The following is a 13,297-nucleotide window of genomic DNA, read 5'->3' as shown; positions in this document are numbered from 1 at the left end:
ATTTAAACTATTTTGAGGTCAGGCATTACGATAGCAAATATTCTATAGAACCCATTTGATATCTATTCTCTGTAAATCTCAGAAACCGGGTTGATCTCTATATTTCTCATCACCCAACCCAAAACTCGTAGAAACCCGGTTTCTCGCCCCTTGCGTAAATCTCAGAAACCAGTTTCTCTCTATATTTCTCGTCACCTAACCCAAAACTCAAAGATGTCAAAGGGGTTCTATATTATATGCCGAACCGGAATCGCCCTATACACTGTCAGCGGTTAATCATAGTTCGAATATACCAATCGTCAAGGATTCGTGAAATAATGGCTCTGGGCTAAGTAGCCGTCTGAATTATTAGGAGTTTTGGACGCGGTGGCGATAGCTTGAGCGCTCTCGGATTGGTTCGTAGTGCGGTGAAGTCCTCACTACGAACTGTTTTTGCTATGATCGTCAACCGGAGTTGATATGAAACTCCGATCGCCAAATTGGGTTTTTGAGCTGGGGTGCGCCTGGGAAAGTAAAATTTAAGAGGGAAAATTGGGCAGTGATTTTTCACCATAAATAGGAGAGAAAAATTTGTGAATATTTTTAACAAAAAATTTAATCCTTCATTCTTCGGTATTCTGCCGTTCAAACAGCCGATCGACCGCACGGCGATCTTGCTGATGTTAATGTTAAGCGTCTTAATCGGACTGCTGCTGCTGAGTGGCGATCGCACAGCGCCCAGAGTGCGAGAATTTAGCTGGGAAAACAAACAAATCGGCGCGCGAGATACCGGCTTTCTCCTCACCTTCTTTCGCCCGATGAACCACTCCAGCGTCGAGGAAAACTTAACGCTAGAACCTCCCCTCCCCGGTAAATTTAGTTGGGCGGGACGGCGCATGGCTTACACCCTCCAAGATCCAGCACCCTACGGCGTTACCTACACATTAAAACTCGCTGGTGCAACGGACAAGTATTTCGGAGAAAACAACCAATATAAAGGCACGCCAATGCAGCCGTTTAGCAGTTCCTTTCGCACTCGCGATCGGGCTTTTGCTTATATCGGCGTTCAAGGCGAAACAGAAAGCAGATTAATGCTAGTCAATCTCTCCAGCAGCGAATCGAAACCGATACCCCTGACTCCCAAAGATTTGGTTGTCACCGATTTTAAACCCTATCCCGGGGGCGATCGCATTTTATTCTCAGCCACAGATCGATCTATCGCCCGTACTCGCGGCACCCTAAATCAAGAACTATTCACAGTCACCACCGGCCTCAATCCCCAATCCCCCGGAGAAGAACCCCAACAAAAACAGCCAGCAGGTAGAATCGACAAACTACTAGACTCCAAAGATTACCAAAACCTAAAATTTGACCTTTCAGCCGACGGAAAAATCATCCTGATTCAGCGCGTCAACCGCAGCAATCCCAGCGATTTCAGCCCTTGGATTCTCGAAGAAAAATTACCGCCCCGCCCATTGGAAAATCAACAAGGCGGAGATTTTATGATTCGGCCCGACAGCAAATCGGTGGTAATGTCTCAAAAACAAGGATTAGCGATCGTCCCGCTCAAACCAGAAGCAGATCCAGTACAACTTTTACCAAAATACGAACAAGTATTGGGCCTGGCCCGCGACAACTCCGCCGCCGCCTATGTTAAATACAACGGCGACTTTACTCGATCCCTTTTCATCTTAGACAACCAAGGTGTGGAACAAGAAATATTGCGGATTCCCGGTAGCATTATCTCCGTTTATTTCGACCCGCGCAAAAACAAAGACAATCAATTCCAGCGTCTTTACTGTTTGTTAGCCCAACGCCTCGAAACAGAAAGCTACAAAGAACAGCCTTTTATCGCCGCCATCGACCTCAAAAAAGATGGCACTCGTTTGGTAGGAACCATCAAACCGCTGCTAGTTTTGCCCAACCAATTAGATACCCAAATCAGTTTATCTCCCGACGGTCTGGCATTAATTTTCGACCAATTAGTTACATCAGCAAAACCGTCAGCAGCAGACAGTCCCCGCAACTCCGGCGGACAGTCGATCGCCACCAGCCGCCTTTGGGTGCTACCCTTATTAGAAATACCTCCAGACGGTTCTGCTGCAAAAGTACAGCCCGAAGAACTTCCCTTTACCGGCTATCATCCCCGCTGGCTGCCGTAAATCGATTTTATAGTTTATGGCGATCGCAGGTGGAGAGAGTTTGAGAGTTTGACAAAAGTTAACGATTTGCAGTTTGTCGAGATATCAAACGTTTATTTGCACAACAGCCGATCGCCAAAAAGTGCTTGTTACAAAACCGGAGATGCTCCATAACACAGCGAGATTCATGCCGATCGCTATGACAAATTTGTTTACACAATTAAAATCATTTCAACATCAATTGTAACCAATCTTAACGACCAAATAAATAAGGATAAGCTTTCTAACAGAAGAATAATCACAGTTTGCTCAGGGTGCTTTAATATCAAGCACCCTGAGCTTGATTTCTGCAATTAAGCTTAAGCCTTAAAATAATTAGTAATCGCCTCAAATCAAGTGCCGGTCTCGAACTCGCTCTTTTTTGGTCGATCCCGGACCAGATAGCGAACTGATATAAAATTAATAAGATACAGAAATCCGCAGGTACATTGGGTATCAAAAATATTACTGCTATAAATAGCAGACTCTCAGGTTTGTTATGCCAACCACTAACCCCAGTCTCAACAATTTTATCTCCCCAGTGCCGCTGTGCCGACCAACGGCGACACTAGAATCGCTGCGGTCAATTTTCATTGAGGGAAAGTGCGATCGAGTCGCAGTAGTCAACGAACAGAAGGAGCCGCTAGGATTAGTTTACCTCCGCAGCCTTTGGATGGGCACGGACTCGCGCACAAACGACGGAGAGCAACTTTTGTCGGAAAGCTCGATCGCGATCGAACCCATCACCATAGTACCGGCAGCTTTGAGTGTCAGCGAATTCTGGCAGTACCTGCAAAAAGAACAACTAAATAGCCCAGCCCACAGCCAAAGCGTCGGCGGTTTCTCCAAAAGCCCGATCGCCCTTACAGATGCCAGCGGTAAATTTTTAGGACTCCTAGAGAGCCTGAGCCTGCTCCAATTTATCGCCGCATTTAACAGCAGCAGTCAGGCGGAGTCAACAGCAGTCAAAGAAATTGAATTAATACCCGTTTCCTCGGCGCTAGCCACCGCCGAGGGCAAAGGGCGCTTTTTAGAAGCAGGATTGAAACCCTCGGAAAACCTCAACTCCCTAGTCCAACTCCTAGAAAAACTGCCCCTACCGCTGAGATTGCAAACCCCCAGCGGACAAATAGTCAGTCAAAACGCAGCGTGGCGGATTTTGCTGGGAGCCGGGCCTCAACCAATTCCAGAACCAGCAGCAAATTTGGGCAAACACTCGTCCCACAAACCAAGCCATGTAACCAGCGAATACCAGAGCGTGCAATTCGAGGCTATCACCTCTGAGTGCAGGAGCTTAGTAGGAGTAAGTCGATCGGGCGATTCTCTGCGGGATAGCTTCGGTTCACCGGATGCAACCGCAGCCACCAGTTGCCCGCTACCGCTGTACTCGGCCGCCTCCCCATCAACCTTAACCGCTCCAGCTTGGTGCGCCATCGCAGGCAAACCAGACACATACATTTGCGACTGCCCGGTACAAACAGGTCAAGAACGGATCTGGCAATTTGTCAAACAGCCGCTCGGAGACCAGCTAATTTTAGTCATGGGACAAGATGTCACCGAAGAACATTTAGTCGCCAAAGAACTAGCAGCAAAAAACGCAGACTTAATCCATCTCAACCGACTAAAAGACGAATTTTTATCCTGCATCAGCCACGAACTAAAAACCCCGCTTACCGCCGTCCTCGGTTTGTCCAGCCTCCTCAAAGATAAATTGATCGGAGAACTCAACGATCGGCAATCACGTTACGCCAAACTAATCCATCAAAGCGGGCGGCATTTGATGACAATAGTTAACGACATTTTAGACTTGACCCGCATGGAAACCGGGCAGCTAGAACTAATTCCCGAATCCGTAGAAATAGCAGCAACTTGCAAAAGAGCCTTTGAACAAGCAAAACAACTGCAACAGCAAGAAGAAAAATCTCCCCCCAAAACAAACGGCGAAGCAAACGCAGAACCGTCAGCAAAAATAGAATTTACATTAGAAATAGAACCGGGACTGAGCTATTTGATTGCCGACGAACTGCGGCTGCGGCAAATGCTCGTCAATCTCCTTGCCAACGCCCTAAAATTCACCGAAGCCGGCGGCAAAATCGGATTGAAAGTAAATGTTTGGGAAGGTTGGCTCGCCTTCACAGTTTGGGACACCGGCATCGGCATCCCCGCCGACAAACAGCACCTGATCTTTCAAAAATTCCAACAGCTAGAAAGCCCCCTGACCAGACGCTTTCAAGGAACCGGACTGGGACTGGTACTGACTCAACGGCTCGCGAGGCTCCACGGCGGAGACGTTTCGTTTATTTCCTCAGAAAACCGAGGCTCTGAATTTACCCTGCTGCTGCCGCCCAATCCTCCGGGAAACTGCGGGGAAGAATCCCCACCGCCTGCTTTGGCCGAGGAAGAATTATTCAAACCAAAATATCAGCATCCGATCGCCAATTCTCGCTCTCGTTTAGTATTAATAGTCGAAGCAGTTCCCAAATATATCGAAGATTTAACCAACGTCCTCTCCAGTTTGGGCTACCAAGTAATAGTCGCCCGTTCCGGCACCGAAGCCCTGGAAAAAGCCCGCAGGTTCAGTCCCGAAGCGATATTCCTCAACCCGCTGCTGCCCCTGCTGTCCGGTTGGGACGTGCTGACGCTGCTCAAGAGCGATCCAGATACCCGATCGATTCCGGCAATCGTCACAGCCACCAGAGGCGAAAAAGAACGGGCTGCTGTCAACCGCGCCGAAGGCTTTTTGAGCTTGCCGGTGGAAGAACCCGCTTTGCGAAGGTTGCTGGCAGATTTGATCGGCCACAGTAATGCCAGTACCAATAAGGTGAGAAGTTCTTTAACCGTGTTGTGGCTCAGCCCGCAAAATACTTCATCTCAAGGTTCCGCTTTACTGCTAAATCCCACCTACTGCCGGGTTTTAGAGGCAGACGACCTCGACCAAGCAGAACTCGTCGCCCGAATTTGGCGGCCTTCGGCGATCGTTTTGGACAGTACAAGTCAACTGAAAAACCCCTTAGCTTTTATTGAACAGTTAAGTCGATCTCGAAATTTAGGTTCTCTGCCCTTGGTGACTTTAGACCCAGCAACTACGCAACTGGCCAATCAAATCAAAGGATTGTCCGTATTTCCCTGTTTGGCAGCCGGCAGTCGCGAAGGCACTCTTTTGGGCGCTTCTGCGTTGTGGCAAGTGATTCAAGTAGCTGCGGGCATGAGTTGGAAGCCCAGCATTTTATTTGCTGACATTTCGACTTTACCGGACTTGCACCGCGCGGCTGGGGAGAATATGACAAAAGAATTGAAAAATGGCGATCGATCGACCAATGCCGAGATTCCTCTGCCCAATTCCCAGTTTTCTGCTCCGAACTTTCAAGCTTTTATTCAATACATCCAAACGGCAGGATTCCGAGGGGCGATCGCACCCTGCTGGAGAGAAGTTTTGCAGCAGTTGCAATATCAAAGTGTTGACTTAGTTTTGCTGTGCTTGCGAGATGCCCCCTCAGAATCAACTGCTATGTTGCAAGCGCTCTCGAACCTGCGACAAATGACTGGAAAACTGCCAATTTTAGTCTGGGATTATCGATCTGTTGTAAATTCAGAATCCGAGGCGATCGACTTTTTGCTGCAAGAAGTATCGGCTAAAATTTTGCCTTCTTCCTTATCGGTAGCACAATTGTTAGACCAAATTCAACAGGCTTTATTAACTCATTCAGATTGCTAAAATGAAAAAAATCTCAGGTTTTAAGTAAGGATTTCAGTCCTCTCTAAAGCAGTATTCAACAGACTTTATTAACTCACTAAAGTTGCTAAGATGAAAAATTTTCCTGGTTTGTAGTGAGGACTTCAGTCCTCTCTAAAACAGTGAATCAAAATTATTATTCCTGAGTGCAAAACAGAATCTGGGAACAATTTAACAGAAAACCGCAAAACGTTGCGAGTCAGGAAGCAATATCAAAACTCAAAAATATGAGTTATTATAGGCGATCGAGAAACCATTATATTTTTTCCTGGGGCTGTACAGTGCCTAATCGTATTTCTTTAATATCTCTGGCGATCGCGCTCAGTTTGGGGACAATGCCCAAGCCCGTTGTCGCACAGGCACTCCTGCCTTACACCCTGCAAATCGACTCGGCCCAACTCGACCAGACAGCCTTGAGCCTTGCTGAAGAAGCAGTCCAGCTAGCCCGACTCCAGCAGTACCAACTCGCCATCCCCAGAGCCGCACTCGCCACACAGTTAGCCCCCAAGAACGATCGAGCTTGGACTTTGTTAGGCAGCTTGTACCTTCAAGTCGAACAGTTGGACAAAGGGATTGAAGCTTTGGGGCAAGCTCAATCTCTATCGCCAGAAAATCCCTCAATTAAATTTGTCTTGGGAGAAGCTTACTTTCGGCAAGCGAAGTACGAAAAAGCAGCCGAATACCTGCAAGCTGGTTTGAAAATAAAGCCAGACACTCCGGGCGCATTATTTGATTTGGGCAACGCTTTTTACAAGCTCAAGCGGTTTGATAATGCGATCGCCCAGTACGAAAAAGCCTTTGCTTTAGAAAAAAACCTGTGGCCCGCTATCAACAATATCGGATTAGTCAAATACGAAACCGGAGATGCCGATGGCGCAATCAAACGCTGGCAACAAGCGATCGCGATCGACAACAAAGCAGCAGAACCAATGCTAGCTCTAGCAGTAGCACTCTACAGCAAAGGCGACAAAGAAAAAGGTTTAGCAATGGGAGAAGCCGCCCTGAAATTAGACAGACGCTATGCCACTGTAGATTTTCTCAAAGAAAACCTCTGGGGCGATCGCTTGATTGCAGCCACCCAAAACTTCCTAGCCACCCCCCAAATTCAAGCAGCACTCACCAAAATTCAAGACGCTCCACCCCCTCCCCAGACATCGCCCTAATTATTATCAGCCCAATTTAACTATGACACCCACCGATCGCCTCGCCCCCCTAAGCTGGACAGAATTGGAGGCACTCACAGACTTTCAAGTCGATCGCACCAACGGGCCAACCAACTCTCAAGCCCGCTTGCGCCTCTTCGGACAAACCGAATCCGATGTGAGAGTCACCCTGTACCGCGATAATCATGCCTGGTGTCCCTATTGCCAGAAAATTTGGTTGTGGTTGGAAGAAAAACAAATCCCCTACCGGATTGACAAAGTTACCATGTTCTGCTATGGGGAAAAAGAAAGCTGGTACAAGCGGAAAGTGCCGTCGGGAATGCTACCGGCGATCGAACTAGACGGCCGCATTATCACCGAAAGCGACGATATCTTAATCGCCCTCGAACGAGTCTATGGCCCCTTGGGTTTGGGCATGGAAAACCCCGCAGTAATACCCATGCGGCGACTAGAGCGACTGCTATTTAGAGCCTGGTGCTCTTGGCTGTGCTACCCAGCAAGTTCAGCCAAAGTAGAACAACACAACCGCAACCAATTTATCAGCGTCGTCGCCCAGGTAGAAAAAGCCCTGGCTAGCACTCCGGGGCCTTATTTCCTCGATGAATTTGGCACTGCGGATGTCATCTTTACGCCCTACGTCGAACGGATGAATGCCAGTCTTTACTACTACAAAGGCTACTCAATGCGGGAAGAAAACCCGCGCTTTGCTGACTGGTTTGCGGCGATGGAAAGCCGCCCCACCTATCGCGGCACTCAGAGCGACTTTCACACCCACGTCCACGATTTACCGCCTCAAATGGGCGGCTGTTATGAAAACGGCGAACCTCAGATGCTACTCAATAAAGCCCGCGTGGATAATGGGCCTTGGGCCGGACTCCCGGATGTGATGTATCCAGAACCGGAAACCTCCCGCGCTGAAGCACTCCACCGCGTCATTAAGCACCAGCGCAACATTGTTCGCGTCAATCCTGCTGATGACAACTTATTTGATGAAGCTTTGCGTTGTGCTTTAACTTTGATGATGACTGGCGAAGTTTGTACGCCGCCGACTGGTTCTGATGCGGCTTTGCGGTATTTGCGCGATCGGGTGAATGTGCCCCGCGATATGTCGATTTACGCGGCGAAGCGCTTGAGGGAAGCTTTGGAAGAAACGGCGGCTTTGGTGGGCGATGGCCAAGGTTCTCCGATTCTGCTGAAGCATCGGCGAGATCAAGATCCGGCTAATTTTGTGTAGGGGGCGATCGCAATCAAAGGAAATGATCGTTGCTGCTGCTATACTTTATCAACTTGCAATCTGGTCGATATTTCTGCTACCATCGGTAGTATTAAAAGTGGCATAAATAATATGAAAGTATCTATCTCTTTGCCAGATGAGTTAGTGCATTATATTGACCAGCGTGTAGAAAATCGCAGTCGCCTAGTTGAGCTTTTATTGCAAGCATGGCGCAAACAACAAGAACAGCAGGCAATGGTAGAAGCCTGTTTATTACTGGATGAACTGAGCGATGAATTAACCGATGAGGATGAAGCATGGCAGCAAGCAGCGATTACCGACTGGGAAGCATCTGGATCGTGAATTTCGATCCCTCAGTCGGTACAGAAATCCGCAAGACTCGACCGGCGGTAATTATTTCAGGAACTGCTTTTAATCAACGCAGTAAAGTCACAGTTCTACCCATCACTTCTGCTGTTCCAAATGAGCATTTACGACCCATTGTTTTACCTGTGATTCCCTCGACTATCAATGGTCTGAGTACCGAGAGTTTTATCGTGTGCGTCGATCCGATGACGTTTGATAAACGCAGACTTGTGCGCTGTCTTGGGGAATTGGAGTTGCAACAAATATCCGAAGTTCAACTGATTTTGGCTCGATATTTAGAACTTTAAGAGTGCCGCTGAAATTAACCCTTAGTAGTGACGCTATAGCGATCGCTTAGTTTTTGGAGTGTCATATTTTCTTTGATCTCATCATGGGGAATTAAGACATATTTCCAAGGTTTGCCACCGTGCTTTAGCATATAGTCCGAAGCATATTGACACCATTGAACTGCGACATCTTTCTTAGCAAGCACTTGAGGATTGTCAATTTCATTTCGAGCTTTTGGTTCAAGCATATAGATAACTTCTTCTGTTTCAGCAACAAAATCGGGTTGATATTCTGGATAGTCTCCATGCCATTTGTAATAAAGCTGAAATTGCCCTTTTGCGGGTTTAAACCATTTGATTGCATCCCGTTCTAAAATCATTGCTAGTATTCTTTCTGCTTCCGATTCAAATTTCTGTTCTCGATAGAGGCATTTGGAGAAGCCTGTAAACAGATATTTGGACATATTGCTTTTGTCTCGTGGCGAAGATTGATAATCAAGACAATTCTTAGCGTTTGTAGTGTAGGCGCTATCTTTTAATGCTGTAAAACCTTTACTGATTTCGACTTTATAACCTGTTGTTTCTTCCCAGAAATGTGGCTGCATTTCGCTATGGACAAAATTGGCAATTTCCCGTTGGTAAAAGCGTAAAACTTTGTGTGTATCTTCTTCGGATAAGTAGCTCATAAGATGGCTAAGAACTTGACCCGCCAGGTCATAGAGTAAATCAGCGTGTTCGTCATAGGAAATATCATCGAAGTTGACTAAATTTTTGACAATATAGTTTTCTAGCCGTGATTCTTCAAAGTTTTCTTTTTTAATTCCCATATATTCAACTTTATTCGTTGTTAGCGATTGAATATGTAATTCTTCTTGGGAGGGAACGGGATAATTAAAGCCAGTAAAATCTAGGGCAAAAGACCTGAAACCCGATCGCACTTGCCCTTGAGGAATAACAATAATTTTAGGAATATTGATGGTTTGCTGGATAACTAAGTTCGTTGTTTTCGCAACGATCGCTTCAATATCTGGAGGTGCTATTATACCTTCAAGTTCCCTTTGTGCGGGTTGATATTCTCTAGCTACGGCTTCGCGCACCCTTCCCTGAACTTTTGGGGATGCAAGATGGGCGGTGGTTGGGACTTCTTCGGGGCGGCTTTCAAGCTTTAGGATTTCTTGGTATGTAAGCTGTGCAATCTTTTGTTCTATAGGTGATTGAAATAGGGATGGTTGAATATTTTGGGGTTCTGTTGCAGGTAAATTATCAGGTAAATTAATGGGTTGTTCGGGGTGAAGTCCTAGATTTTGGGCTAGTTGCGATCGCGAAATTACTGTTTGTGTCTTTTGCTGTAAGTCTTCATCTGTGAGGATAATTTGTTTCAGGCGGATTTGGGATTCTGGGCGCTTTGCTTCATCGACAATTTCTTGAAATTTGTCATGGGCGACGATATTTAGGCGATCGACAATTTCTACACCTGTACGCATTCCATAGGGCAAACGCAAGCCCCGTCCGATAGATTGCTCGATCAGGATTTTAGAATTTGCGGCTCTCAGAGGGACGATTGTATAGAGGTTGGTGACATCCCAACCTTCTTTGAGCATATTTACATGAATCACTATTTCAGTAGGTTCATCGGTATGTTCTACTTTCAGCAATCGCTCTACCATTTCATCTTCTTGAGCGCCCGTTTTACTAGAATCAACCTGAATAACTTTATGTTTATAATTTCCTTCGGAAAATTCATCGGATTGAATGAGTTCCATCAGTTTGGATGCGTGGGTAGTGTCACGGGCAATAACTAACACAAAAGGTTTAACAATCTTTCTTCCAGTTTGAATAGCATAGGTTTCTAATTCAGCTTTAATATTTTCATGGAGATAGATGCCGTCTTCTAGTTTGAGACGTTCGATCGCTTCTGGTGACATTGACGCGGGGTTAAAGTCTTTGCGGGTGACGACTGCTGGATCTTTCACAAATCCATCGATTATGGCACGTCCAAGGGGATAATCATAGATGACATTTTTGAAAGCTACTGAACCTTTATTGGTTTCGACAAAGGGTGTGGCGGTAAGTTCTAGCCCCATTAATGGTTTTAATTCATTAATAGCGCGAACTCCTGCTGATGCGCGATATCGGTGCGATTCATCCATTAGAATTACCAGGTCTTTTAATTGAGACAAGTAATCAAAATAGCTTTCGCCAATATATTCGGATAGTCGTTTAATTTTAGGGCTTTTGCCACCACGCACTTCTGAATTAATTTTTGAGATATTAAAGATATTAATTTTGCATGAAATTTGTTGATCTAAGATCGTTCGCGCATTCATTTCATAGTTGTCACCTGTGATGATGACTGGTGGAGAGAGCGCAAATTCAGAGATACCCGTAAATACATACTTTGAGGTATTGGGCGTAAAGTCGGTAATCAGTTTGTTGTAAATGGTTAGGTTTGGGGCAAGGATAAAGAAGTTTTTAATGTTATATGCTAGGTATAAGTAACTGATAAATGCGCCCATGAGTCGAGTTTTACCCACACCTGTGGCTAGGGCAAAACATAGGGATGGAAAGTCGCGCTCGAAGTCAGTAAACGTTGAAAATTCTTGTTTGATGGCGACTAAACTTGTTTCTCTATCTGTGATGTCTGGGATAGATAATAGTTTACAAATCCTATGGAGCTTTTCTAATGATTCGCGCTGGGGATGGCGCAGGCTGAGACGATTAGAAATATTATTAACAAGTTTATTTTTCATAGGTATCCACGTCAAATAGTGCTAGTTGTCCGAACTTTGGAGGTGCTTTTGGCAAGTTTTCAATTTTTAGACTGTAATCATCATGTCCCCATTCACAGCGTGAAAGGATTTGTTTAGGAATTTTTTTAACGGTGAGGTTTAGGAATATGTCGGTTTGACCTCGAAAGGCGGTACATAAAACAAGTAGAGTGCGCTCTTGTCCTACTTCGTCTGCAAGTTTTGATAGTTGTTCGTGACTAAGATTTTGGGTGGTGACATAGATAAAGTCGCTTTCGGTGGAATAGCCATGTTGCCAATAGAAGGTGTCTGATGGTGCGTAGGTGAAACCTTCGATTTTGCAGAGTGCTTCGGCAAGCATGGCGGCGTTATAGTTTTTATTGATCACCCAATTATCCCATTTGTCTTTTTCTAGTAGAGATGGTGCAAGACGATAGTACCGAAACCCACCGCCGCCTTTCCAGTTTAATGCTTTGCTAATTCCACCTTGATCTTCGCCATCAATTACTTTTTTAAGTCGGGGAATAATATGGGTATGGCAATGTTCGCCTAGTTCAATCATGATCCAGCGTCTTCCCATTTTATGGGCGACTGCGCCTGTTGTTCCTGATCCTGCGAAGGAATCAAGAACAATATCTCCAGATTTAGTCGCAATGTCGAGTATGCGTCGAATCAGCTTTTCTGGCTTGGGTGTTGCAAATGAATCATCAGGATTTATTGCTTTGACTTCTTCGCGTGCTTCGTGATTATTTCCTGCCTCAGTATGTAGCCAAATTGTCGCTGGCGGAGTCCCGGAAATTTTTAGCTCACTTAGAAATGTCTTTCGTGAAGGATTAGCTTTTCCATCCGCACCAAACCAAATCTCATCATTTTTATCTAGCTTTCGTAATGTTTCAGCAGGAAATCTAGGCGAGGTTCCTTTTGGAGGCATCCATACCACTCCATTTTTAAATTGGAACGAGAATGCTTGTTCTTTTTCGGAGCCAGTTCGTTTTGCATAAATAGGAGTAGCTTTCCAAACACCTTTGGGATGGTTGTCTGGGTTACGGTAGCGTTCGTCCATTTCAGAAGTACGCCCAAGTCGATATGGTCTCCATGCTTCTTTATTCTTGGCAAATATCAAAATATGATCGTGATTTTCTGCTAACCATTTAGCATCGTTTGCCACAGTATACTTCTTCTGCCAGACTACATTCGCCACAAAATTTACGCGCCCAAAAATCTCGTCACACATCACTTTTAAATAATGCGCTTCATTATCATCAATTGTGATCCATAAAGAACCATCATTCGACAATAAATTACGCAAAATCTCTAAACGATCGCGCATTAAACCAAGCCATAGAGAATGTTCAATTCCATCATCATAATGTTCAAAAGCTGATCCTGTATTATATGGCGGATCGATAAATACACATTTAACTTTTCCTGTAAACTCTGACTCCAAAGCCTTGAGAGCCAACAAATTATCCCCAAAAATTAAGCGATTATCAAAAATATCATTTTCACTCACCTGATGAGCAGCATGATAAGATATTTCTGGATCTTCCAGCAAAATTCGCGGCTCCAGCTTGGGGCGAATATCCTTACCAATCCAGGTTAATTCTAGTCTCTGCTTCTTATTCATAA

8 protein-coding genes are annotated in these 13,297 nt (G+C 45.5%); 6 read left to right on the top strand and 2 right to left on the bottom strand.

All coding sequences use genetic code 11. From position 1 onward, the window contains the following. The first annotated feature begins 572 nt into the window (after positions 1-572). The 6 genes from QUA01_RS10630 (at position 573) to QUA01_RS10605 (ending at position 8,942) form a co-directional block, all read left to right on the top strand. Positions 573-2,141, top strand: coding sequence for a hypothetical protein (locus tag QUA01_RS10630; RefSeq protein ID WP_333090851.1), 1,569 nt, complete (start codon positions 573-575; stop codon positions 2,139-2,141). A 517-nt stretch (positions 2,142-2,658) separates the two neighbouring features. After that, the gene (locus tag QUA01_RS10625; protein ID WP_333090852.1) at positions 2,659-5,874 is read left to right on the top strand and encodes an ATP-binding protein; all 3,216 of its coding nucleotides are present in this window, start codon (positions 2,659-2,661) and stop codon (positions 5,872-5,874) included. A 299-nt stretch (positions 5,875-6,173) separates the two neighbouring features. Then, the gene (locus QUA01_RS10620; protein WP_333090854.1) at positions 6,174-7,055 is read left to right on the top strand and encodes a tetratricopeptide repeat protein; all 882 of its coding nucleotides are present in this window, start codon (positions 6,174-6,176) and stop codon (positions 7,053-7,055) included. Between the two features lie 22 nt (positions 7,056-7,077). Beyond that, entirely contained in the window at positions 7,078-8,289 is a 1,212-nt protein-coding gene (locus QUA01_RS10615) for a glutathione S-transferase family protein (protein WP_333090856.1), read from the top strand. A gap of 111 nt (positions 8,290-8,400) precedes the next feature. Beyond that, positions 8,401-8,631 carry a ribbon-helix-helix domain-containing protein gene (locus tag QUA01_RS10610; protein WP_333090857.1) on the top strand — a complete coding sequence of 77 codons (231 nt, stop codon included), beginning with the start codon at positions 8,401-8,403 and terminating at the stop codon, positions 8,629-8,631. Continuing rightward, the gene (locus QUA01_RS10605; RefSeq protein ID WP_333090859.1) at positions 8,586-8,942 is read left to right on the top strand and encodes a type II toxin-antitoxin system PemK/MazF family toxin; all 357 of its coding nucleotides are present in this window, start codon (positions 8,586-8,588) and stop codon (positions 8,940-8,942) included. Before QUA01_RS10610 ends, QUA01_RS10605 begins: the two co-directional genes overlap by 46 nt. A gap of 14 nt (positions 8,943-8,956) precedes the next feature. Here the strand turns inward: QUA01_RS10605 and QUA01_RS10600 are convergent, their stop codons facing one another. Then, on the bottom strand, positions 8,957-11,671 hold the full coding sequence (locus QUA01_RS10600) for a DEAD/DEAH box helicase (protein WP_333090860.1): 2,715 nt from the start codon (positions 11,669-11,671) through the stop codon (positions 8,957-8,959). Continuing rightward, positions 11,661-13,295 carry a site-specific DNA-methyltransferase gene (locus QUA01_RS10595; protein ID WP_333090862.1) on the bottom strand — a complete coding sequence of 545 codons (1,635 nt, stop codon included), beginning with the start codon at positions 13,293-13,295 and terminating at the stop codon, positions 11,661-11,663. Before QUA01_RS10595 ends, QUA01_RS10600 begins: the two co-directional genes overlap by 11 nt. Positions 13,296-13,297 lie beyond the last annotated feature (2 nt).

The sequence above is a fragment of the Microcoleus sp. S36a_B3 genome (assembly GCF_036700745.1).
Classification (GTDB): Bacteria; Cyanobacteriota; Cyanobacteriia; order Cyanobacteriales; family Microcoleaceae; genus Microcoleus.
This window is presented reverse-complemented; position numbering and strand designations above follow the sequence as displayed.

Excerpts from the sequence above, each read along its gene's own strand:
- QUA01_RS10625 (WP_333090852.1), top strand. The coding sequence starts at position 2,659 with ATGCCAACCACTAACCCCAGTCTCAACAATTTTATCTCCCCAGTGCCG.
- QUA01_RS10615 (WP_333090856.1), top strand. The coding sequence starts at position 7,078 with ATGACACCCACCGATCGCCTCGCCCCCCTAAGCTGGACAGAATTGGAG.
- QUA01_RS10610 (WP_333090857.1), top strand. The coding sequence starts at position 8,401 with ATGAAAGTATCTATCTCTTTGCCAGATGAGTTAGTGCATTATATTGAC.
- QUA01_RS10605 (WP_333090859.1), top strand. The coding sequence starts at position 8,586 with ATGGCAGCAAGCAGCGATTACCGACTGGGAAGCATCTGGATCGTGAAT.
- QUA01_RS10600 (WP_333090860.1), bottom strand. The coding sequence starts at position 11,671 with ATGAAAAATAAACTTGTTAATAATATTTCTAATCGTCTCAGCCTGCGC.
- QUA01_RS10595 (WP_333090862.1), bottom strand. The coding sequence starts at position 13,295 with ATGAATAAGAAGCAGAGACTAGAATTAACCTGGATTGGTAAGGATATT.